This window comes from Pseudomonas sp. F-14 TE3482 (genome assembly GCF_053629455.1).
The window spans coordinates 1,871,560-1,893,709 of record NZ_JBRJII010000001.1; the positions used below are offsets into that span (position 1 = coordinate 1,871,560).

At 59.8% G+C, this 22,150-nt stretch carries 19 protein-coding genes; 17 read left to right on the forward strand and 2 right to left on the reverse strand.

The window, feature by feature from the left end:
• Positions 1-49: 49 nt before the first annotated feature.
• From AB7M26_RS08310 to AB7M26_RS08320, 3 genes are read left to right on the forward strand one after another with little or no spacing between them, the layout of a single operon-like run.
• Positions 50-1,069: an aminoglycoside phosphotransferase family protein gene (locus AB7M26_RS08310; RefSeq protein WP_123497400.1), complete on the forward strand. Its 1,020-nt coding sequence runs from the start codon at positions 50-52 to the stop codon at positions 1,067-1,069.
• Positions 1,066-1,737: an N-acetylmuramate alpha-1-phosphate uridylyltransferase MurU gene (gene murU, locus AB7M26_RS08315; RefSeq protein WP_123497402.1), complete on the forward strand. Its 672-nt coding sequence runs from the start codon at positions 1,066-1,068 to the stop codon at positions 1,735-1,737. Before AB7M26_RS08310 ends, murU begins: the two co-directional genes overlap by 4 nt.
• 1 nt (position 1,738) lies before the next feature.
• Positions 1,739-2,506, forward strand: a complete 768-nt coding sequence (locus AB7M26_RS08320; protein ID WP_123497404.1) for a TerB family tellurite resistance protein — start codon at positions 1,739-1,741, stop codon at positions 2,504-2,506.
• Positions 2,507-2,645: 139 nt separating this feature from the next.
• On the opposite strand, the gene AB7M26_RS08325 is transcribed toward AB7M26_RS08320, so the two are convergent.
• A complete protein-coding gene (locus AB7M26_RS08325) occupies positions 2,646-3,638 on the reverse strand; it encodes an alpha/beta hydrolase family protein (RefSeq protein WP_123497406.1) in 993 nt (330 codons plus the stop codon).
• A gap of 73 nt (positions 3,639-3,711) precedes the next feature.
• Here AB7M26_RS08325 and AB7M26_RS08330 point away from each other — a divergent pair, with 73 nt between their 5' ends.
• From AB7M26_RS08330 to trpE, 10 genes are all read left to right on the forward strand, one after another.
• Entirely contained in the window at positions 3,712-6,108 is a 2,397-nt protein-coding gene (locus AB7M26_RS08330; protein ID WP_123497408.1) for a PAS domain-containing sensor histidine kinase, read from the forward strand.
• A 141-nt stretch (positions 6,109-6,249) separates the two neighbouring features.
• A complete protein-coding gene (locus tag AB7M26_RS08335; RefSeq protein ID WP_003210977.1) occupies positions 6,250-6,879 on the forward strand; it encodes a response regulator in 630 nt (209 codons plus the stop codon).
• A 367-nt stretch (positions 6,880-7,246) separates the two neighbouring features.
• On the forward strand, positions 7,247-8,371 hold the full coding sequence (locus tag AB7M26_RS08340; RefSeq protein ID WP_123497410.1) for an ABC transporter ATP-binding protein: 1,125 nt from the start codon (positions 7,247-7,249) through the stop codon (positions 8,369-8,371).
• 48 nt (positions 8,372-8,419) lie between these two features.
• Complete coding sequence (locus AB7M26_RS08345) at positions 8,420-9,463, forward strand: polyamine ABC transporter substrate-binding protein (RefSeq protein WP_123497412.1); 1,044 nt, start codon at positions 8,420-8,422, stop codon at positions 9,461-9,463.
• Between the two features lie 139 nt (positions 9,464-9,602).
• Positions 9,603-10,850, forward strand: a complete 1,248-nt coding sequence (locus AB7M26_RS08350) for an ABC transporter permease (RefSeq protein ID WP_123497414.1) — start codon at positions 9,603-9,605, stop codon at positions 10,848-10,850.
• A gap of 12 nt (positions 10,851-10,862) precedes the next feature.
• Entirely contained in the window at positions 10,863-11,687 is an 825-nt protein-coding gene (locus AB7M26_RS08355; protein WP_095630821.1) for an ABC transporter permease, read from the forward strand.
• A 220-nt stretch (positions 11,688-11,907) separates the two neighbouring features.
• A complete protein-coding gene (locus AB7M26_RS08360; RefSeq protein WP_123497416.1) occupies positions 11,908-13,056 on the forward strand; it encodes an iron-containing alcohol dehydrogenase in 1,149 nt (382 codons plus the stop codon).
• An 86-nt stretch (positions 13,057-13,142) separates the two neighbouring features.
• The gene (gene rpe, locus AB7M26_RS08365; protein WP_052967174.1) at positions 13,143-13,817 is read left to right on the forward strand and encodes a ribulose-phosphate 3-epimerase; all 675 of its coding nucleotides are present in this window, start codon (positions 13,143-13,145) and stop codon (positions 13,815-13,817) included.
• On the forward strand, positions 13,814-14,632 hold the full coding sequence (locus tag AB7M26_RS08370; protein WP_123497418.1) for a phosphoglycolate phosphatase: 819 nt from the start codon (positions 13,814-13,816) through the stop codon (positions 14,630-14,632). The genes rpe and AB7M26_RS08370 overlap by 4 nt, the downstream gene beginning before the upstream one ends.
• Before the next feature lie 70 nt (positions 14,633-14,702).
• Entirely contained in the window at positions 14,703-16,184 is a 1,482-nt protein-coding gene (gene trpE / locus AB7M26_RS08375; RefSeq protein WP_123497420.1) for an anthranilate synthase component I, read from the forward strand.
• 299 nt (positions 16,185-16,483) lie between these two features.
• Here the strand turns inward: trpE and estP are convergent, their stop codons facing one another.
• Entirely contained in the window at positions 16,484-18,391 is a 1,908-nt protein-coding gene (gene estP, locus AB7M26_RS08380; RefSeq protein WP_123497421.1) for an esterase EstP, read from the reverse strand.
• 409 nt (positions 18,392-18,800) lie between these two features.
• Here estP and AB7M26_RS08385 point away from each other — a divergent pair, with 409 nt between their 5' ends.
• The 4 genes from AB7M26_RS08385 (at position 18,801) to AB7M26_RS08400 (ending at position 22,136) form a co-directional block, all read left to right on the forward strand.
• The gene (locus tag AB7M26_RS08385) at positions 18,801-19,394 is read left to right on the forward strand and encodes an aminodeoxychorismate/anthranilate synthase component II (RefSeq protein WP_008067458.1); all 594 of its coding nucleotides are present in this window, start codon (positions 18,801-18,803) and stop codon (positions 19,392-19,394) included.
• 9 nt (positions 19,395-19,403) lie between these two features.
• Positions 19,404-20,453, forward strand: coding sequence for an anthranilate phosphoribosyltransferase (trpD, locus tag AB7M26_RS08390; RefSeq protein ID WP_007906883.1), 1,050 nt, complete (start codon positions 19,404-19,406; stop codon positions 20,451-20,453).
• Positions 20,450-21,286, forward strand: a complete 837-nt coding sequence (gene trpC, locus AB7M26_RS08395; protein ID WP_123497423.1) for an indole-3-glycerol phosphate synthase TrpC — start codon at positions 20,450-20,452, stop codon at positions 21,284-21,286. Before trpD ends, trpC begins: the two co-directional genes overlap by 4 nt.
• A gap of 148 nt (positions 21,287-21,434) precedes the next feature.
• Positions 21,435-22,136, forward strand: coding sequence for a lipoate--protein ligase family protein (locus AB7M26_RS08400; protein ID WP_123497425.1), 702 nt, complete (start codon positions 21,435-21,437; stop codon positions 22,134-22,136).
• The last annotated feature ends 14 nt before the right edge of the window (positions 22,137-22,150 follow it).

Here is a 22,150-nt window from a genome sequence, read left to right on the forward strand (position 1 = left end):
TAATAAAGCATGACCCGCTTGACGGCTAGCGCCGTCGGAGACCCTTGCAATGCCTGACCAAGATGTACGTTTGCAACACCTGAAAGTTTGGCTCGATGAACAGTTGGCTATCCTCTTTGCAGAACAAGGTTGGGGCACCGTGCCCCCGGCCACGTTGACTGCGGCCAGTAGCGACGCGAGTTTTCGGCGCTATTTCCGCTGGGAAGGCGCAGGCAGAAGTTTCGTCGTGATGGACGCGCCGCCGCCCCAGGAAAACTGCAAACCCTTCGTGGATATCGCTTTTCTGCTGGCGAAATCCGGAATAAACGTGCCGAAAATTTATGCCGAAGACCTCGAGCGTGGTTTTCTTTTGCTCAATGACCTGGGCAACAAGACTTACCTGGACGTGATCGACAGCGAAAACGCCGACGATTTGTTCAAGGATGCCCTGCAAGCACTGCTGGCTTTCCAGCAGTTGCCGATGGTGGCGCCGCTGCCGAGTTATGACGTGGCGCTGCTGCGTCGCGAGCTGGAACTGTTCCCCGAGTGGTACGTGAAGCGCGAACTGGGCATCGAGTTCGACCCGGCGCAGCAAACGCTCTGGCAACAGATCAGCGACTTGCTGATCGACAGCGCTCTGGCCCAGCCCAAAGTCCTGGTGCATCGCGACTACATGCCGCGCAATCTGATGCTCAGCGAGCCGAATCCCGGTGTGCTGGATTTCCAGGACGCGGTGTACGGGCCGGTGACTTATGACGTGACCTGCCTGTTCAAGGATGCCTTCCTCAGTTGGCCTGAGGAGCGCGTGCGTGGCTGGCTGGAGGATTACTGGCAGCAAGCAGGTGCGCTCGACATCCCGGTGCAGCCAGACTTTGAAGACTTCTTGCGCGCCAGCGACCTGATGGGTGTGCAACGGCACTTGAAAGTCATCGGCATTTTCGCCCGCATCTGCCATCGCGACGGCAAGCCGCGCTACCTCGGCGACGTTCCGCGCTTCTTTGCTTATATAGACGCCGTCATCGCCCGTCGCCCTGAGCTGGCGGAGCTGGGTGAATTGCTGGCCAGTCTGCGTGCTGGAGCGACGGCATGAAGGCAATGATTCTGGCAGCGGGTAAAGGCGAGCGCATGCGTCCGCTGACCCTGACCACGCCAAAACCACTGGTTCGCGCTGGCGGAGTGCCCCTGATCGAATATCACCTGCGCGCCTTGGCGGCTGCAGGGTTTACCGAGATCGTGATCAACCATGCCTGGCTCGGTCAGCAGATCGAAGATTATCTGGGCGATGGTTCGCGGTACGGCGTGAGTATCCAGTATTCGGCGGAAGGTGAACCGCTGGAAACCGGTGGCGGTATTTTCCGTGCGTTGCCGTTGTTGGGAGACGAGGCCTTTGTGGTGGTCAACGGTGACATCTGGACCGACTACGACTTCAGCGTGTTGCATCAGCCCATCGCCGGGCTCGCTCATTTGGTATTGGCGGACAACCCGGCGCATCATCCGACCGGGGATTTCACTTTGGTCGATGGCCATGTGCAGGACGGTCGGCCGGATACATCAACCCTGACCTACAGCGGCATCGCTGTGCTGCACCCGCAGCTGTTTGACGGGTGCTCGGCCGGTGCCTTCAAACTTGCGCCGCTGCTGCGCAAAGCCATGGCTGACGGGCAAGTGACCGGTGAACGCCTGAATGGGCATTGGGTGGATGTCGGCACCCACGAGCGCCTGGCTGAAGTAGACACTCTGATAGAAGCGAGACGCTGACATGTTGTGGCCAGGGACTCTGATTGGAGCCGGAGCGGGCTTTGCTATAGCCAGCATTCCGGGGGCCATGCTCGGCGCTTTATTGGGACAGGCGCTGGACCGGCGCTTGCACCTGCAAAGCTGGGCGCATTTATGGGAGAAGTTCGGTGGTCGCTCGGTGCTGCGCAACGATGAGCTGCTGTTCGTGTTGCTAGGCCGATTGGCCAAGAGCGATGGGCGGGTAGTGGATGGCCACATTCAGCAGGCGCGGCAGGAAATGCGTTCGCTGGAAATGACCGAGTCGGCACAACGTCGGGCGATTGCAGCATTCAATCGCGGTAAGTCGGGACACGACCGGTTGCGCGGTTATCTGCGACGCCTGAGTGCTCAACCCCATGCGGCGGAAGGGGTGTTGCGTGCCTGTTGGCGGATGGTCTGGGCGGATGGTCGCGCCGGTAGCAATGAGCGCGAGCTGATTGCCCAGTGGGGCAAATGGCTCGGCTGGACGTCGCATCAAGTGCAGGCGCTGGCCAGCGATTACGAGCCGCAGAAGCGACCGTTGGTCACGAGCGCGATCACGTATCAGGATGCCTTGCGACTGTTGGGAGTGTCTGCCACAAGTGAGCCGGCACAGATCAAGCACGCCTATCGACGCCTGCTCAGTCGGCATCATCCGGACAAGATTGCCGGCAGCGGTGCGACGGCGTTGCAGGTTCGTGAGGCCACGGACAAGACTCGTGAATTGCACAATGCCTATACGTTGATTCGTGAGCGGCGGGATTTTCGGTAGCAAGTAAGGTTTGTGTCACCAGTGATGCCGCCATCGCGGGCAAGCCCGCTCCCACAGGTTTTATGTCGATAGCAAAAATTACGTACGACTCAAATCCTGTGGGAGCGAGGCTTGCCCGCGAATGGGGCGACTCGGTCTATCAGTCCGCCACAGGCTGCGGATTCAACCACCCACGCACCCGCCGCACCAACTGCTCTTGCTCGGCCTTGGCATTCCCCGGCAATGCCTTGAGCGACACCTGACTGAACCCCGAAGTTTTCAAGCGCTTGCTGGCCTGTAAACGTTCCAGCGCCGCGTTACGATCCACCGGCTTATCCATATAGAAGATGTCTGCGGCAGGCAGCTTCAAGGTGGGTGTGAGCTCAGCCAGTCCCGGTTTTGCTGTAACAGGCGTCTGGGCGGCAATCATCACGAATTTCTCGACTTGCGATGGCTGCTTCTCGCTCAGATAACGCGCGGCCCAGTAAGCGCCGGTACCATGGCCCAGCACGACGATACTGCGAGCGCTTTGCTGTTCGGCGTAGGCGATGGCGGCATCGATGCGCGCGAAGATTCGCTCGGCGTCAGCTTTGGCTTGTTCTTCGGTGGTTTCGACGATGGCCTTGTCGGTTACCTCCGCTTCGCCGCCAGCCGCCTGTTCGATGGGCGCCGCAGTCGTCGCGTCTTTGCTGCCGGCATCAGGCGTTTTGGGCGCTGGTGCCACTTCGACGATACGTGGCGCAATGGCTTCGCTTTGCAGGTCCGGCAAGGTGATACTCAGGCTGCTCCACTCGGCGTCCGGCAATTTACGGCGCAATGGGCTGATCGCTTGCGGCCAGTCAACGGTTTCGCCGGCGCCCGGGATGATAATCACCGCGCCTTTGGGTTCGGCGGTATTGGCCGGTTTCCACAAGGCGAGAAAGCTGTCGGTGCCGGCTTGCAGTTGTTGCTGTTCCTGCGCAGGGATTTTTCGCTCAAGTGCTGCCGCTTCTTCCTGACTACGCTCAAGCAGCGGCTGGCGTTCAACCGGTTTTTCTTCTGCGGGCTTTTCCGCGGCGGCAGGTGCCGGGTCAGCCGCTTCGACGGAAAACGCGCAAGGCAGGATCAACGACAGGCACAATGCTGGCAGTGCCAGGCGGTAGACAGGGGGCATCGGATATTCCAGGCCAGAAGTTATTCCGGCAGCCTAATGGGTTGGTCAGTATTTGTCAGTGTGTGAGACTTCGATGATGCATTTTCGCTGCCTGTGGGTTATCGGCTGTTTGTGGTTTCCCTTGATGGGCTGGGCGGCGCCCGCGCCACCGGCGCACGTCGTGCAGCTGTTGCCAGCGCAACAGCAATGGCTGGCGCAGCATGGCGAGTTGCGGGTCGGAGTGGTGTTGCAAACGCCTTATGCCCAATACGATCGCCGCTTGCAGCGCCTGTCCGGGGTTAATATCGAGCTGATGAAGTGGCTGGCCAAGGCGCTCAAGATCGAACTGAGCTGGCGTAATTATCCCGATCTTGCGCAACTGGAAGCCGCCGCCCGTGAAGGCGACATCGATATCGCGCCAGGCCTGACGCAAACCCCCGTGGGTTTGCGGCTCTGGCAATTTTCCGACCCTTACATGCGGGTGTCGCAACTGGTGGTCAGCGACCAGAAAAGCACCGGGGCGGTAGAACTGGAAAAACTCGACAGCCAGACCCGCGTTGCCGTGCGCATGCCCAGCGTCACCGCCGATTATCTGCGCAGCAATTATCCCCATCTGAACTTGCAGGGCGTGCCTCTGGAGCGCCAAGCGCTGCAACTGTTGTTGAGTCAGCAGGCCGGTTACGCCGTAGTCGATGAAGCGCAGTTCGGGCGTCTGTCTGCCGAGCCCGAGTTCTCCGGGCTGGTGGTGGTGGGCGATATCGGTTTCCCGCAACTGCTGCGAGTGGCCACGCGCCGGGACTGGCCGGAGTTGGCCGGCATCGTCGAAAGCGCGCTGCGGGCGATCCCGGCCAAGGATCTGGAGCAATTGCACAATCAATGGGTGCAACCCAAGTATCCGCGGCTGTCCGAGTCGCCGGGTTTCTGGCAAAACCTCTGCCTGCTCTTGGTGGTGTTGCTGCTGAGCAGCATGGCCATTGTGTTCTGGCAGCGCCGTCAACAACACAGTCTGGAGCAGCGATTGCTGGCGGCGCGCGAAGACATTGCCCTGCGCGAGGCCAGCGAAGAGGCCTTGCGCCTCACGCAGTTTTCCATCGATCAGAGCACCGTCGGCATCCTCTGGGTCAACTGGGACAGCCATGTGCGCTATGCCAACCGGGCGGCTGAAACCATGCTCGGCTACCCGGTGGGCGGGATCATTGATCGGCCATTGATCGACTTCGAGCCCGGCTTGCACATGGACCGCTGGCTGAGCCTGTGGAAACGCGCCCGGACCAGTGACGACGCGCCGCAAAGTTTCGAGACCCATTGCGTGCGAGCGGACGGCAGTATCCTGCCGGCAGATGTTTCGTTGAGCTTCTTGCGTTTTCGCGATGGCGAATACCTGGTGGTTTACCTCAATGACGTCACCGAGCGTCGTCGCGCCCTGGCCGCGTTGCAGGAAAGCGAAGCGCGCCTGCAAGGGATCGCCGCCAACGTCCCCGGCCTGGTCTTTCGTCTGGAGCGCGCGCCGGTGACCGGGCAAATCGACTTTGCCTACATCAGTGAAGGCAGCGAGAGCCTGGTGGGCTACTCGCCCGCGACGCTGGCCCATCGCGACAAAGGTCTGCGCAGTCTGGTGCATCCGGACGACAGGGCCAGTTATCACCAGACTCAGAATCACGCGCTGGACACCGACAGTGACTGGTCGTGGCAGGGGCGGATTCTGACCCGTCAGGGCGAGCAGCGCTGGGCCGAGATCAAGGCCATCACTCGCCGCCTCGATGACGGCGCCTATGTCTGGGACGGGATCGTCTGGGACATCACCGAGAGCAAGCGCATCGAACTGGAACTGGCCAGCTCCCGCGAGCAACTGCGCGAGTTGTCCGCCCACCTGGAGAGCGTTCGGGAAGAGGAAAAGGCCCGCATCGCCCGGGAAGTTCACGACGAATTGGGTCAGATGCTGACCGTGTTGAAGCTGGAAACGTCCATGTGCGAATTGGCCTACGCCCAGCTCGATCCGGGTCTGCACGAGCGCTTGAACAGCATGAAGCGGCTGATTGCTCAGCTGTTTCAACTGGTGCGCGATGTGGCCACGGCGCTACGGCCGCCGATTCTCGATGCCGGGATTGCCTCGGCCATTGAATGGCAGGCCCGGCGGTTCGAGGCACGCACGCAGATCCCGTGTCTGGTGCAAGTGCCGGATAACCTGCCGGTGCTCAGCGATGCCAAGGCCATCGGGCTGTTCCGGATCCTTCAGGAAGCGCTGACCAATGTCATGCGCCACGCCCAGGCGCATACTGTTGAACTGACGCTGGCCCTTGAGGGCGATGAACTCTGCCTGACTGTCAGCGATGATGGCGTAGGATTTGTCGCCGCCACTGGCAGGCCGACATCCTTTGGAGTGGTCGGCATGCGTGAGCGGGTGTTGATCATGGGCGGGCAGTTGTCGCTTGAGAGTGAGCCGGGGGAGGGTACGACCCTGAGTGTAAGAGTGCCGCTGGATGAAGCCTGATGGTTTTGTGTTGTTTGAGCTGGCGCCTTCGCGGGCAAGCCCGCTCCCACAGGGGTTTGTGTAAGTGCACAGATCTTTGACACCCCCAAATCACTGTGGGAGCGGGCTTGCCCGCGATAGATCTTGAATCTGGAGAAGAACGTGATCCGTGTACTGGTAGCCGAAGACCACACCATCGTTCGCGAAGGCATCAAGCAATTGATCGGCCTGGCCAAGGACTTGCTGGTGGTAGGGGAGGCGAGCAATGGCGAGCAGTTGCTCGAGACCTTGCGCCATGTTCCGTGCGAAGTGGTGTTGCTGGATATCTCCATGCCCGGGGTCAACGGCCTGGAAGCGATCCCGCGGATTCGCGCCTTGAACAATCCCCCGGCGATCCTGGTGTTGTCGATGCACGACGAAGCACAAATGGCCGCTCGAGCGTTGAAGGTCGGCGCTGCAGGTTATGCGACCAAGGACAGCGATCCGGCATTACTGCTGACGGCAATCCGCAAAGTCGCGGCGGGTGGGCGATACATCGACCCGGACCTGGCTGACCGGATGGTCTTCGAAGTCGGCCTGACGGATTCGCGGCCATTGCACTCATTGCTGTCGGAGCGTGAGTTCTCGGTGTTCGAACGCCTGGCCCAGGGTGCCAACGTCAACGACATCGCCCAGCAACTTGCCCTGAGCAGCAAAACCATCAGCACCCACAAGGCGCGACTGATGCAGAAACTCAACATCACCTCCCTGGCCGAACTGGTGAAGTACGCGATGGAACACAAACTCCTCTGATACACCCAGTCCACGGGTTCACTGCAAATCCCTGTGGGAGCGGGCTTGCCCGCGATTGCGGTTTGTCAGTCGATAGGATTTTTGAATGTTCCACTGTCATCGCGGGCAAGCCCGCTCCCACAGGACCGTGTAGGCATGTCCATTTGCGACATGCACATCAAGCCGCTTTTGCCTGTTCTTACGGCTTACAGCTCACCGCCTGTCGCGATCCCGAATCGACATATCCATCCCCGCCATCCTTGTAGGGCAATCCCTACCCCCAACCTTCCATCCGGCTGAGGCGATTCTCTCCTGCGCCCCGATTTGCGCCGCTCCCAGCGTCCACTAGGCTTAGTCCACAGCAGTCATCAATAACAAAGGTGTGGGTATGAGCCAGGTTGATTCAAGCGCAGGGGCCAGCGATATTCTGGTCAGCTTTCGTGGAGTGCAAAAGAGCTACGACGGCGAGAACCTGATCGTCAAAGACCTCAACCTGGATATTCGCAAAGGCGAATTCCTCACCTTGCTCGGGCCGTCCGGCTCCGGCAAGACCACCAGTCTGATGATGCTCGCCGGTTTCGAAACGCCGACCGCCGGCGAAATTCAACTGGCCGGGCGTTCCATCAACAACGTGCCGCCGCATAAACGCGACATCGGCATGGTGTTCCAGAACTACGCGTTGTTCCCGCACATGACGGTCGCCGAGAACCTGGCGTTCCCGCTGACCGTGCGCGGTTTGAACAAGAATGATGTCAGTGACCGGGTCAAACGCGTTTTGAGCATGGTTCAGCTCGACACCTTCGCCCAGCGTTATCCGGCGCAACTGTCCGGCGGCCAGCAACAGCGTGTGGCCTTGGCCCGTGCGTTGGTGTTCGAACCGCAACTGGTGCTGATGGACGAACCTCTCGGCGCACTGGACAAACAACTGCGCGAACACATGCAGATGGAAATCAAACACCTGCACCAACGCCTTGGTGTGACCGTGGTCTACGTGACCCACGACCAGGGCGAAGCCCTCACCATGTCTGACCGTGTGGCGGTGTTCCACCAGGGCGAGATCCAGCAGATCGCACCACCGCGCTCCCTCTATGAAGAACCGAAAAACACCTTCGTCGCCAACTTCATCGGCGAGAACAACCGTCTCAATGGTCGCTTGCATAGCCACACCGGCGACCGCTGCGTCGTCGAACTCGGTCGCGGTGAAAAGGTTGAAGCCCTGGCGGTCAATGTCGGCAAGACCGGCGACCCCGTCACCCTGTCGATTCGCCCGGAACGCGTGAGTCTCAATGGTTCGAGCGAATCCTGCGTCAACCGCTTCTCGGGGCGGGTGGCGGAATTCATCTATCTGGGCGACCACGTCCGGGTTCGTCTGGAAGTCTGCGGCAAGACCGACTTCTTCGTGAAACAACCGATTGCCGAGCTCGATCCCGCGCTCGCTGTCGGCGACGTGGTACCGCTTGGCTGGCAGGTCGAACACGTTCGCGCGCTCGACCCACTTTTAGAGGCGCATTGATCGCCCCGGCTACACCAACACCAACCCTGCACGTGGAGAGAACAATAAATGTTGAGATCCCTGAAATTCACCGCCCTGGTCGTGGGCATGATGGGTGCGGCACACGCGATGGCGGCGGGCCCGGACCTGACCGTGGTGTCCTTTGGCGGGGCGAACAAGGCGGCGCAGGTCAAAGCCTTCTACGCACCGTGGGAAGCGGCGGGCAACGGCAAGATCGTGGCGGGCGAGTACAACGGCGAGATGGCCAAGGTCAAAGCCATGGTCGACACCAAGAGCGTGTCCTGGGACCTGGTGGAAGTTGAATCGCCGGAACTGTCCCGTGGTTGCGATGAAGACATGTTCGAACAACTCGACCCTGCGCTGTTTGGCAAGTCCGAAGACTACGTCAAGGGCGCTATCCAGCCGTGCGGCGTGGGCTTCTTCGTGTGGTCGACCGTGCTGGCCTACAACGCTGACAAGCTGGCATCCGCACCGACCAGTTGGGTCGATTTCTGGGACACCAAGAAATTCCCGGGCAAGCGCGGCTTGCGTAAAGGCGCCAAGTACACCCTGGAATTCGCACTGATGGCTGACGGCGTTGCGCCGAAAGACGTCTACAAAGTACTGGCTGGCAAGGATGGTCAGGACCGTGCGTTCAAGAAACTCGATGAGCTCAAACCAAGCATCCAGTGGTGGGAAGCCGGCGCACAACCGCCGCAATACCTCGCCTCCGGTGACGTGGTCATGAGCTCGGCCTACAACGGCCGGATCGCGGCGGTACAGAAAGAAAGCAACCTGAAAGTGGTGTGGAACGGCGGTATCTACGACTTTGACGCATGGGCCATCCCGAAAGGTCTGGACGCCAAGCGCGCCGAAGCGGCGAAGAAATTCATCGCCTTCACCGTGCAACCGCAGCAACAGAAGACCTACTCGGAAAACATCGCTTACGGCCCGGCCAACACCAAAGCCGTGCCGTTGTTGGCCAAGGATGTCCTGAAAGACATGCCGACCACCCCGGAAAACATCGCCAACCAGGTGCAGATCGACGTCAGCTTCTGGGCTGACAACGGCGAGCAACTGGAGCAGCGCTTCAATTCCTGGGCTGCGAAGTAACCACAACTAATGTGGGAGCGGGCTTGCCCGCGATGGCGTCATCACATTCAGCATTCATGTTGACTGATACATCGTCATCGCGGGCAAGCCCGCTCCCACAGGTTGTTCGAATTAGAAAGATCGATTTCCGGAGTACGCCATGGCTATCGCCGTTCCCGTGAACGCGGGCACTGACCCCACCTTGAAGCAGCGGCTCAAGCACGCCGAGCGGATCAACCGCTGGAAAGCTCAAGCCTTGATCGCGCCGTTGGTGCTGTTTCTGTTGCTGGTGTTCCTGGTGCCGATCGTGGCGCTGCTCTACAAAAGCGTCGGTAACCCCGAAGTGGTTGGCGCCATGCCGCGCACCGTGGCAGCCATCGCCAGTTGGGATGGCCGCGGCCTGCCGGCAGAGCCTGTGTACAAGGCCGCCAGCGAAGACCTCGCCGAAGCCCGCAAGAATCAGACCTTGGGTGACTTGTCCAAGCGCTTGAACATGGAGTTGGCCGGCTACCGCAGCCTGCTGACCAAAACCGCACGCGCCTTGCCGTTCGCCACCGAGCCGACGTCCTATAAGGAAGCGCTCGAAGCGCTGGACGAGCGTTGGGGTGATCCGGCCTATTGGCAGGTCGTGCGCCGCAATACCAGTAATGTGACGCCTTATTACCTGCTGGCAGCTGTCGATCATCGTATCGACGACCTCGGTGAGCTGGCCCCGGCCACCCCCGATCAGGCGATCTACCTCGATATCTTTGCCCGGACCTTCTGGATGGGCCTGATCATCACCGTGATCTGCCTGGTGCTGGCCTATCCACTGGCCTACCTGCTGGCGAACCTGCCATCGCGGCAAAGCAACCTGTTGATGATTCTGGTGCTGTTGCCGTTCTGGACCTCGATTCTGGTGCGGGTCGCTGCGTGGATCGTGTTGCTACAGTCGGGCGGTTTGATCAACAGCGGGCTGATGGCCATGGGCATTATCGATAAGCCGCTGGAGCTGGTGTTTAACCGCACCGGGGTCTACATCTCGATGGTGCACATTCTGCTGCCGTTCATGATTCTGCCGATCTACAGCGTAATGAAAGGCATCTCGCCGACTTACATGCGCGCGGCGATTTCCCTCGGCTGCCACCCGTTCGCCAGTTTCTGGCGGGTGTATTTCCCGCAGACCTATGCCGGTGTCGGCGCCGGTTGCCTGTTGGTGTTCATCCTCGCCATCGGCTACTACATCACCCCGGCGTTGCTGGGCAGCCCGAATGATCAGATGGTCAGTTATTTCGTCGCCTTCTACACCAACACCAGCATCAACTGGGGCATGGCGACCGCGCTCGGTGGGCTGTTGCTGCTGGCGACCGTGGTGCTTTATCTGATTTACAGCCGGCTGGTGGGCGCCAGTCGCCTGCGCCTGAGCTAAGGGGAGAATGAAATGCTGAGTCCTTACATGTCGCCCATCGAACGGGTTTGGTTCTACAGCTTGCGGATTCTCTGCGGCTTGATTCTGTTGTTCCTGATCCTGCCGGTGCTGGTGATCATTCCGCTGTCGTTCAACTCCGGGAGCTTTCTGGTCTATCCGCTGCAAGGCTTCTCGTTGCAGTGGTATGAGGATTTTTTTGCTTCGGCGGAATGGATGCGTTCGTTGAAGAACAGCATGATTGTGGCCCCCGCAGCGACGGTACTGGCGATGATCTTTGGCACGTTGGCGGCGATCGGCCTGACCCGGGGTGATTTCCCGGGTAAGCCACTGGTGATGGCGCTGGTGATTTCGCCGATGGTGGTGCCGGTGGTCATCATTGGTGTGGCGAGTTATCTGTTCTTTGCGCCGCTGGGATTGGGCAACAGCTTTTTCTCGTTGATCGTGGTGCATGCGGTGTTGGGTGTGCCGTTTGTGATCATCACGGTATCGGCGACGTTGCAGGGGTTTAACCAGAACCTGGTACGCGCCGCTGCAAGCCTGGGGGCTTCGCCGTTGACCGCATTCCGTCGGGTGACCTTGCCGTTGATTGCGCCGGGCGTGATTTCCGGTGCGCTGTTTGCCTTCGCCACCTCATTTGACGAAGTGGTGGTGACGCTGTTCCTTGCTGGTCCCGAACAAGCGACCTTGCCTCGGCAGATGTTCAGCGGCATCCGCGAAAACCTCAGCCCGACGATTGCCGCTGCCGCGACGCTGCTGATTGCGTTCTCGGTGGTCCTGTTGCTGACACTGGAATGGCTGCGTGGGCGCAGCGAAAAACTTCGCACCGCCCAGGTCTGAAGCCGCGGGCGGTAAATATGTGGGAGCGGGCTTGCCCGCGATGACGGTATATCAGTCAACACTGATATTGGATGTCATGACGCCATCGCGGGCAAGCCCGCTCCCACAGGGATTTAGGGTAATTTCGGGATCGGCGGTGATTCACAATCTGAATAGCAGACAAACCCCAATCCCCAGCTACTATTGTGCCCAGCTCCCCTATCTATAAGAGGCTGCGCACATGAGTCTTTCCTCTTTCAAAATTGCTCACAAACTGATCACTGGCGCAGGTGCCATCGAGCAACTGGCGGCTGAGCTCACACGTCTGGACATCGATAACCCGCTGATCGTTACCGACGCCGCTCTGGTCAAGTCCGGCACGGTAGAGCTGGCGCTGGCGCAGCTGGGCGAGCGCAGTTACGAGATTTTCGACCGGGTGCTGCCGGATCCGGAAATCGCCATCGTCGAAGATTGTATGCGGGTTTACCGTGAAGGCGGGCATGACGGATTGATTGGTCTCGGTGGCGGCAGTGCCATCGACATCGCCAAGAGTGTTGCCGCTTATGCCGGTTACCACGGCGCCCTGGAGGACTTGTTCGGCGTCGATCAGGTGCCGCGCAAAGGCCCGCCGCTGATTGCTATCCCGACCACTGCCGGCACCGGTTCGGAAGTGACCAACGTGGCCATCCTCTCCGACAAGATCGCGCAACTGAAGAAAGGTATTGTCAGCGATTACCTGTTGCCGGACGTGGCACTGATCAGCCCGCAAATGACCCTGACCTGCCCGCGCAGTGTCACCGCTGCCAGTGGCATCGATGCGCTGGTGCACGCCATCGAGTCCTACTTGTCGCTCAATGCTTCGCCAATCACCGATGCCCTGGCTATTGGCGCGATCAAACTGATTACCAAAGCACTGCCCAAGGCCTACGCCAATCCATCCCATCTGCAAGCCCGCGAAGACATGGCCACCGCCAGCCTGATGGCCGGCATGGCGTTCGGCAATGCCGGGGTCGGCGCGGTGCATGCGTTGGCGTATCCACTGGGCGGGCGTTTCAACATTGCCCATGGCGTCAGCAATGCCTTGCTGCTGCCGTATGTCATGACCTGGAACAAGATGGCTTGCGTGGAGCGCATGCAGGATATTGCCGAGGCCATGGGGGTGATGACCGCTCATCTGAGCGCCAACGAAGCGGCGGACAAAGCCGTGGAGGCGATGACCGAGCTGTGTGCAGCGGTAGAAATCCCGCTGGGCCTGCGCAGTTTCGGGGTGCCTGAGGATGCGATCCCGGCCATGGCGGTGGAAGCCGCTGGGATTGAGCGCCTGATGCGTAACAATCCGCGCAAGTTGAGTACCGTCGATATCGAGAAGATCTACCGAGCGGCCTATTAGTACCCAATCATCGCAGCACGGTGCGCGCGTCAAAGCATGAGGTATACAATGCGCGCCATCGTGATTCTGCTCAAAAAAGGTGCGTCATGCAGCCCTTCGTCATTGCTCCGTCGATTCTCTCCGCCGACTTCGCCCGCCTGGGCGAGGAAGTGGACAACGTCCTGGCCGCCGGCGCCGACTTCGTGCACTTCGATGTCATGGACAATCATTACGTGCCCAACCTGACCATCGGCCCGATGGTGTGTGCCGCGCTGCGCAAGTACGGCGTGACCGCGCCGATCGATGCCCACTTGATGGTCAGCCCGGTGGACCGCATCGTCGGTGACTTCATCGAAGCCGGTGCGACCTACATTACTTTCCACCCGGAAGCCACGCAGCACGTCGACCGTTCCCTGCAACTGATCCGCGAGGGCGGTTGCAAGGCGGGCCTGGTGTTCAACCCGGCGACCCCGCTGGACGTACTCAAGTACGTGATGGACAAGGTCGACATGGTGTTGCTGATGAGCGTCAACCCGGGCTTCGGCGGGCAGAAGTTCATCCCCGGCACTCTCGATAAGCTGCGTGAAGCGCGGGCGCTGATCGATGCCTCCGGGCGTGATATCCGCCTGGAAATCGACGGTGGCGTGAATGTGAACAACATTCGCGAAATCGCTGCTGCTGGCGCCGACACCTTCGTGGCCGGCTCGGCGATCTTTAATGCGCCGAACTACCAGGAAGTGATTGAAAAAATGCGCTCCGAACTGGCGCTGGCTCGCCCATGAGTGGCTTTGAGCAGCTGTTCCCCGGGCGTCTGCCGCGGCTGGTGATGTTCGATCTGGATGGCACGCTGGTCGATTCGGTCCCCGACCTCGCGGCGGCCGTGGATAACATGCTGCTCAAACTCGGGCGTCAACCTGCCGGTATCGAACCGGTACGGGAGTGGGTCGGCAACGGCGTGCACATGCTGGTGCGCCGGGCCTTGGCCAACCACATCGACGCCGAGGGTGTCGATGAGGTCGAGGCCGAGCATGCCCTGGAATTGTTCAACGGCTTTTATGAAGATGGTCACGAACTGACGGTGGTTTACCCCGGCGTGCGTGACACCCTCAAGTGGCTGAACAAACAAGGCGTCGAAATGGCGCTGATCACCAACAAGCCGGAACGCTTCGTCGCGCCGCTGCTGGATCAGATGAAGATCGGCCGTTACTTCAAATGGATCATCGGTGGCGACACTCTACCGAATAAGAAGCCCGACCCGGCCGCGCTGTTTTTCGTGATGAAAATGGCCAACATTCCAGCGTCCCAATCGTTGTTCGTCGGCGACTCGCGCAGCGACGTGCTGGCGGCGAAAGCGGCGGGGGTCAAATGCGTGGCCCTCAGTTACGGCTATAACCACGGTCGGCCAATCGCCGAAGAATCGCCGGCGCTGGTGATCGATGATCTGCGCAAACTAATTCCCGGTTGCCTGGATCCGGCCGCTGAGATAACGTTGCCCGACGCTGTTCAATCCCCTCCTGGAAACGCCATCGTGGTGGTCACTCGCAAACTCTGGATGAAAGTCATCAAGGCCCTGGCCCGCTGGCGTTGGCGCGCCTGACTTGTTTCTGGCCGGCGTACCGGCGCGTTTGCACACCTGACCGTTAGACCCTCAAGCCACGAGGCACCTCATGATCCGCGAAGAATTCCTGCGTTTGGCCGCTGCCGGCTACAACCGCATCCCCCTTGCCTGCGAAACCCTGGCCGACTTCGACACGCCGTTGTCGATCTACCTGAAACTGGCCGACGAGCCCAATTCCTACCTGCTGGAGTCGGTGCAGGGCGGCGAGAAATGGGGCCGTTATTCGATCATTGGCCTGCCGTGCCGCACCGTGCTGCGGGTTCACGATCACCACGTCAGCGTGACCCACGACGGCGTCGAGATCGAAAGCCACGACGTTGAAGACCCGCTGGCCTTTGTCGAAGCCTTCAAGGCGCGTTACAACGTGCCGACCATCGCCGGTCTGCCGCGCTTCAATGGCGGTCTGGTGGGCTACTTCGGTTATGACTGCGTGCGCTATGTGGAGAAGCGTCTGGGCAAATGCCCGAACCCGGATCCACTGGGCGTACCGGACATTTTGCTGATGGTGTCCGACGCGGTAGTGGTGTTCGACAACCTCGCCGGCAAAATGCACGCGATTGTCCTGGCCGATCCATCGCAGGAAGACGCCTTCGAACAAGGTCAGGCGCGTCTGCAAGCGCTGCTGGAACAACTTCGTCAGCCGATCACCCCGCGCCGTGGCCTGGATTTCAGCAAGCAACAGTCTGCTGATCCGTTGTTCCGCTCGAGCTTCACCCAGGACGATTACGAAAAAGCCGTCGACACCATCAAGGAATACATCCTGGCTGGTGACTGCATGCAGGTCGTGCCGTCCCAGCGTATGTCGATCGACTTCAAGGCTGCGCCTATCGACCTGTACCGGGCGCTGCGCTGCTTCAACCCGACGCCTTATATGTATTTCTTCAACTTCGGCGACTTCCACGTCGTCGGCAGTTCGCCGGAAGTATTGGTGCGGGTCGAAGACAACCTGATCACCGTGCGCCCGATTGCCGGCACTCGTCCGCGAGGTGCCAACGAAGAGGCTGATGTGGCGCTGGAAAAAGACCTGCTGTCGGACGACAAGGAAATCGCCGAGCACCTGATGCTGATCGATCTGGGCCGCAACGACACCGGTCGGGTTTCGGAAATCGGTTCGGTGAAACTCACCGAGAAGATGGTGATCGAGCGTTATTCCAACGTGATGCACATCGTGTCCAACGTCACTGGCCAATTGAAGGCCGGGCTGACGGCGATGGACGCACTGCGGGCGATCCTGCCGGCCGGTACCTTGTCTGGCGCGCCGAAGATTCGCGCGATGGAAATCATCGACGAGCTGGAGCCGGTCAAGCGTGGTGTCTATGGCGGCGCGGTCGGTTACTTTGCCTGGAATGGCAACATGGACACCGCGATTGCGATCCGCACCGCAGTGATCAAGAACGGCGAACTGCACGTGCAGGCCGGTGGCGGCATCGTCGCCGACTCTGTGCCGGCACTGGAATGGGAAGAAACCCTGAACAAGCGCCGCGCCATGTTCCGTGCAGTAGCCCTGGCCGAGCAGACGCCGGACAACTGAGTTCACTCAGTAACGCTGTCCATTGAGCTTTTGTGGCGAGGGAGCTTGCTCCCGCTGGCCTGCGAAGCAGGCCTTCTGACGACTGCTACGCAGCCGAGCGCGAGCAAGCTCGCTCGCCACGGAAAGCATTCACTATAAAAAAACGCGGCGCCTTTAAGGGCTCCGCGTTTTTTGTGCCTGCCATTCCTGTGTAGGAGCTGCCGAAGGCTGCGATCTTTTGATCTTGTACTTCGGTCGCTCCCAACACCGCCAAAAGATCGCAGGCTGCGCCAGCTCCTACGCAAACCGCCTGCGCAGGGTCAGAAGTCCAACGCCACCCCAACGTTGATGCCCTGCTGAGTAAAGTCATCATCCTTGCGGAACGTGTAACCACCACGTAGCGCCAGGTCGGCGGTCAACTTGTGGCTGACCCCCAGGCTCACGCGGTTCAAGTGACTCTGCGGCGTATAACCTTCCAGCGTAAAGTCGTTCGCCGGCAGGCTGTTGAGGGCGATGTTTACCTTCTGAACGTCATCTTCGTACTCACGTTCGTAGGCATATTCGCCAAATACCTGGGTCTGACGGGTGAAGTTGTATTTGCCTTGCAAGCCGACACCCAGGCGTTTCGAGTCTCGGGTCTGATCATCAAAAGTCAGCGCCGTGGAGCGGGTGCTGTTTTCCGAGTAGCCGTCGACTTCCACTTTGGCGTAATCGGCGCTGATGAACGGTGACAGATGCCATTCGCTGCCCGGTTGCGCAATGTCATAGCCAAGGCGAGTGCTGAAGGCCCAGAGGTGCCCATCGGTATCACCCTTTTCCCCACCTTCGCTGACACCCAGGTCGAATTTGCGTTCGAGGTTGTCGTAATCCAGTTTGCCACCGGTCAATGCGGCATCGGCCCACCAGCGATTCTGCTGAAACTGGGCGAAGGCGGTCGCCAGATAGCTATTGAGTTTGTAGTCCGAATCGTTACTACCGGCGTCCAGGTTCTGACGATAGAAGCCTGCTGCCACACCCACGCGCCAGGCTTCATTGAGGCGATAGCTGCCGCCGATATTCAGGTTGTAGCCGCTGCCATCGGCGCTGGCGCCGCTGCTTTGGCTATCGACATCCAGATGCTGTCCACCGCCGGCGACAATCGCGCGCCATTGGCCGACGGCCTGCCAGTTCTCCCAGTCGGATTGCCACTGGCTACGCAGTTCATCCTGATGGGCGCGTAAGGTGGCGTGGGCCATTTCCGGCAGCAGCGTCAGTTCCCAAGGCGCCGACAGCAAGGAATAGGCGTAATCGGCTATCAGCTTTTGCCCGGTTTCCGTGGGGTGAACCGAGTCGTTATAAATCAGCTTGCTCGGGTCCGGGGTGGCACTGTTGATGCCATACACGGCGTTCTCCGTACAACCGCTGCCGCTAAAACAGGTGGCCGTCAGGTTCTGGCCGGTGGCGAGGCCGAAACGCGCCGGGTCGGCGAAGGTTTCCTGCAACAGCAGTGGAATGTTCAGCGGGATGATTTCGGCATTGATCCCCGCCAGGCGTGTGACCAACTGTTGATTAAAGTCGGTACTCAGCTGTGAGATCGAGGCTTGTAATGGAGTGCCATTGACGGCAGGCGCCAATCCAAGGTCAGGCAGCAACCAGACCACGATGTATTTGGCGCCGGCGGTTTGCAGGGTCTGCACGCTGTCGGCCAGTTGATTCGCCGCGGTGTTGGCCTGGGCGGTATTGAGTACGCGGCCTTGAAGGAAGTCGTTGCCGCCCCCGGAGATGTAATACAGCGCATTCGGATCGGCACGGAAATTGTTCGTCGGCAGATAGCCTGGTCGGGTGCGCTCGCCCGTGGCGGATTCGGTAGTGATCGAATCCAGAATCTGGTCGGTTCGGTAACCGCCCACGGCCCAGTTGTTACCATCCACCAGTCCTTCATTGACGCGTACAGCCGAAGTCGAGGCGGCGGTCTGGTCTGCTGAGAACCCGAGACGTCCACCCAACAATTGCGTGGAGTTCAGCGAGCGAAATTCACCACTGCCATCCAGGTAAACTGGCCCGGTCCGGTTGGTAAAACGCTGGGTCGCACCCGCAGGGCCACCCGTGTCGGTAAACTGCCCGGCATCATTGAGGCTGTCGCCAAAGACGACGAAATTCGAATACGGGTTGGGCGCGGCGATCGCCTGGGAACAGGCCGCAGCGAGCAGGCATCCGGCGAGCGGTACAAACAACGTCTGTTTGATCATGAGCAAGTCCGTTTATTTATTGTTGTTGTAAACGAAACGACAGTACCAAAAACTTCCGGCCCTTTGCCATCTGTCGCGAACCCTTTGATTGTTTCGCCAGCTGTCGCCCCGGCCATATTGCACGCTCTGCCCAGCTAAGTTACTGTGCCGAGACGTATGAATGAGACCTTCCCCGTGTTGATCGTCAGCAAACTTCTGGATCAAGTCATCAAGGCACACGCCCGTTGGCGTTGGCGCGCCTGAATCTTTTCTGCCGGCCTGGCCGGACCTGTACCGCTTTGCCTTCTTTACCTGTATGAAATGCCGCTTTGCTGGCGCCACTCCAGCACCTGACAAAGCGCAGCGCACTGCGGGTAAATCATTCGAAGGCCGTCTTAAAAGTCAGTGAATTCAAGAGGTTCTTAACGCCATGTTGCTGATGATCGATAACTACGACTCTTTTACTTACAACGTTGTGCAATACCTTGGCGAGCTGGGCTCCGAGGTTAAAGTCGTGCGCAACGATGAACTCACCATTGCCGAAATCGAAGCCCTCAACCCTGAGCGTATCGTCGTGTCGCCCGGTCCTTGCACCCCGACCGAAGCCGGTATTTCCATCGAAGCGATCAAGCACTTCGCCGGCAAACTGCCGATTCTCGGTGTTTGCCTGGGGCACCAGTCCATCGGCCAAGCCTTTGGTGGCGATGTGGTCCGTGCCCGTCAAGTCATGCACGGTAAGACTAGCCCGGTATTCCACGAGGACAAGGGCGTATTCGAAGGTCTGAATCGTCCGCTGACGGTCACCCGCTACCACTCGCTGATCGTCAAGCGTGAAACCCTGCCCGATTGCCTGGAACTGACCGCCTGGACCCAGCTCGAAGATGGCTCGGTCGACGAGATCATGGGCCTGCGCCACAAAACGCTGAACATCGAAGGTGTGCAATTCCACCCTGAGTCTATCCTCACCGAACAGGGTCACGAGCTGTTCGCCAATTTCCTCAAACAAACCGGCGGCACGCGCTAAGGACTTTTCATGGATATCAAGACAGCCCTGAGCCGTATCGTCGGCCATCTCGACCTCAGTACCGATGAGATGCGCGATGTCATGCGCGAAATCATGACCGGGCAATGCACGGATGCGCAGATCGGCGCGTTCATGATGGCCATGCGCATGAAGAGCGAAAGCATCGATGAGATCGTCGGCGCCGTGACGGCGATGCGCGAGTTGGCGGACAAGGTTGAACTCAACACCCTCGACGGCGTGGTCGATGTGGTCGGTACCGGCGGCGACGGTGCGAACATTTTCAACGTTTCCACCGCTTCTTCGTTTGTCGTTGCCGCGGCCGGTTGCACCGTGGCCAAGCACGGTAACCGTGCGGTGTCGGGTAAAAGCGGCAGCGCCGACCTGCTGGAGGCGGCCGGTATCTACCTGAACCTGACGCCGGTTCAGGTGGCGCGTTGCATCGATAACGTGGGCATCGGTTTCATGTTTGCCCAGACTCACCATAGCGCCATGAAGCACGCCGCCGGCCCGCGCCGCGAGCTGGGCTTGCGCACCTTGTTCAACATGCTCGGCCCGCTTACGAATCCGGCCGGTGTGAAACACCAAGTAGTGGGTGTATTCAGTCAGGCGTTGTGCCGGCCATTGGCCGAAGTTTTGCAGCGTCTGGGTAGCAAACACGTACTGGTGGTGCATTCGAAGGATGGCCTGGACGAGTTCAGTCTGGCGGCTCCGACCTTTGTGGCTGAATTGAAGAATGACCAGATCACCGAGTATTGGGTCGAACCCGAAGACTTGGGGATGAAGAGCCAGAGCCTGCACGGTCTGGCAGTGGAAAGCCCGGCGGCTTCCCTTGAGCTGATTCGCGATGCCTTGGGCAAGCGCAAGACCGAAAACGGTCAGAAAGCCGCCGAGATGATCGTGCTCAATGCCGGTGCCGCTTTGTACGCCGCCGACCATGCCAGCAGTTTGAAAGAAGGCGTTGCCCTGGCGCACGATGCGCTGCACACAGGCCTCGCTCGGGAAAAACTTGAGGAATTGGGTGCATTTACCGCGGTATTCAAAGTGGAGAATGAGGGATGAGTGTGCCGACGGTTCTGGAAAATATTCTGGCCCGCAAAGTTCAGGAAGTCGCCGAGCGTAGCGCCCGTGTGAGCCTGGCGGAGCTGGAAAACCTGGCCAAGGCGGCCGATGCACCCCGTGGTTTTGCCCAGGCGTTGATTGCGCAGGCCAAACTCAAGCAGCCGGCAGTCATTGCGGAAATCAAGAAAGCCTCGCCGAGCAAAGGCGTGATTCGCGAGAACTTCGTTCCCGCCGACATCGCCAAAAGTTACGAAAAGGGCGGAGCCACTTGCCTGTCGGTGCTCACTGATATCGATTACTTCCAGGGCGCCGATGCGTATCTGCAACAGGCCCGGGCGGCATGCAAGCTGCCGGTGATCCGCAAGGATTTCATGATCGATCCGTATCAGATCGTCGAGTCCCGTGCTCTGGGTGCTGACTGCGTGCTGTTGATCGTTTCCGCACTGGATGACGTGAAAATGGCCGAGCTGGCGGCCGTGGCCAAAAGCGTCGGTCTTGATGTGCTGGTGGAAGTCCACGACGGCGATGAGCTGGAGCGGGCCTTGAAGACACTCGACACGCCACTGGTGGGCGTGAACAACCGGAACCTGCACACTTTCGAAGTCAATCTGGAAACCACCCTCGACCTGTTACCGCGTATTCCGCGTGATCGTCTGGTGATTACCGAGAGTGGCATTCTTAACCGGGCCGATGTCGAGCTGATGGAAATCAGCGACGTGTATGCGTTCCTGGTCGGCGAAGCGTTCATGCGCGCGGAAAGCCCGGGTACCGAACTGCAGCGTCTGTTCTTTCCCGAGCGTGGCATTCCAGTGAGCGGTTCTACGCTCGACTGATTGAAAATCGGGGCGCTCCCTTCGCGAGCAAGCCCGCTCCCACATTAGCCCGCGTTCATCCAGACAACGCGAATCCACTGTGGGAGCGGGCTTGCTCGCGAAGGCGGCATAAGATGCACCACAGACTGACCGTCCTATGGAAGACCTTATGACCTCACCAACCCCCCTGACCATCGAAGCCGGCCTGCTCGCCGAGCAGGACCTGTTGGCCCATGTGTGCACCGGTGAGTCGGAATTCGGTCTGCTGTTCTGGCAACCCACTGACCGCGCATTGGTCATGCCTCGTCGCTTGAATCGTCTGCCACAGTTCGAGGATGCCTGCGAAGTCTCCGCTGCCGCCGGCTGGCCGGTATTGCTGCGCGAAACTGGCGGTGAGCCAGTGCCGCAATCGGCCTCGACGATCAACATCGCACTGGTTTATGCCCCGCCGCGCAGCGAAGGCGATTTGAACCGCATTGAAACCGGCTACCGGCGGCTATGCGATCCGATCTGTCAGTTACTCGATGAGTTGGGCGGCACTTCGTCGTTGGGCGAAATTGAGGGCGCGTTCTGCGACGGCCGTTTCAACGTCAACCTCGATGGTCGAAAGATGGTCGGCACCGCCCAGCGGTGGCGCCAGAGCAAGGGCGGTCAGCGTCCGGTCGGCCTGGTGCACGGGGCGATGTTGATCGATGACGAGCGAGAGTCGATGGTCGGGGCGGTCAATCGCTTTAACGAAGCCTGTGGCCTGGAGCAGCGGGTTCGCGCTGAAAGCCACATCGCCCTGCATGAGAAGTTTGCCGCTCCTGATGCGCTGCAACGGCTCGATACGCTCTACCGACAGTTGTTGGCAGAAATGCTCGGGGCTTAAATGCTCGGAGCCTG

What these genes read in the sequence shown, in the direction of transcription:
- AB7M26_RS08310 (WP_123497400.1), top strand. Translation starts at nt 50, where the DNA reads ATGCCTGACCAAGATGTACGTTTGCAACACCTGAAAGTTTGGCTCGAT.
- murU (WP_123497402.1), top strand. Translation starts at nt 1,066, where the DNA reads ATGAAGGCAATGATTCTGGCAGCGGGTAAAGGCGAGCGCATGCGTCCG.
- AB7M26_RS08320 (WP_123497404.1), top strand. Translation starts at nt 1,739, where the DNA reads ATGTTGTGGCCAGGGACTCTGATTGGAGCCGGAGCGGGCTTTGCTATA.
- AB7M26_RS08325 (WP_123497406.1), bottom strand. Translation starts at nt 3,638, where the DNA reads ATGCCCCCTGTCTACCGCCTGGCACTGCCAGCATTGTGCCTGTCGTTG.
- AB7M26_RS08330 (WP_123497408.1), top strand. Translation starts at nt 3,712, where the DNA reads ATGATGCATTTTCGCTGCCTGTGGGTTATCGGCTGTTTGTGGTTTCCC.
- AB7M26_RS08340 (WP_123497410.1), top strand. Translation starts at nt 7,247, where the DNA reads ATGAGCCAGGTTGATTCAAGCGCAGGGGCCAGCGATATTCTGGTCAGC.
- AB7M26_RS08345 (WP_123497412.1), top strand. Translation starts at nt 8,420, where the DNA reads ATGTTGAGATCCCTGAAATTCACCGCCCTGGTCGTGGGCATGATGGGT.
- AB7M26_RS08350 (WP_123497414.1), top strand. Translation starts at nt 9,603, where the DNA reads ATGGCTATCGCCGTTCCCGTGAACGCGGGCACTGACCCCACCTTGAAG.
- AB7M26_RS08355 (WP_095630821.1), top strand. Translation starts at nt 10,863, where the DNA reads ATGCTGAGTCCTTACATGTCGCCCATCGAACGGGTTTGGTTCTACAGC.
- AB7M26_RS08360 (WP_123497416.1), top strand. Translation starts at nt 11,908, where the DNA reads ATGAGTCTTTCCTCTTTCAAAATTGCTCACAAACTGATCACTGGCGCA.
- rpe (WP_052967174.1), top strand. Translation starts at nt 13,143, where the DNA reads ATGCAGCCCTTCGTCATTGCTCCGTCGATTCTCTCCGCCGACTTCGCC.
- AB7M26_RS08370 (WP_123497418.1), top strand. Translation starts at nt 13,814, where the DNA reads ATGAGTGGCTTTGAGCAGCTGTTCCCCGGGCGTCTGCCGCGGCTGGTG.
- trpE (WP_123497420.1), top strand. Translation starts at nt 14,703, where the DNA reads ATGATCCGCGAAGAATTCCTGCGTTTGGCCGCTGCCGGCTACAACCGC.
- estP (WP_123497421.1), bottom strand. Translation starts at nt 18,391, where the DNA reads ATGATCAAACAGACGTTGTTTGTACCGCTCGCCGGATGCCTGCTCGCT.
- AB7M26_RS08385 (WP_008067458.1), top strand. Translation starts at nt 18,801, where the DNA reads ATGTTGCTGATGATCGATAACTACGACTCTTTTACTTACAACGTTGTG.
- trpD (WP_007906883.1), top strand. Translation starts at nt 19,404, where the DNA reads ATGGATATCAAGACAGCCCTGAGCCGTATCGTCGGCCATCTCGACCTC.
- trpC (WP_123497423.1), top strand. Translation starts at nt 20,450, where the DNA reads ATGAGTGTGCCGACGGTTCTGGAAAATATTCTGGCCCGCAAAGTTCAG.
- AB7M26_RS08400 (WP_123497425.1), top strand. Translation starts at nt 21,435, where the DNA reads ATGACCTCACCAACCCCCCTGACCATCGAAGCCGGCCTGCTCGCCGAG.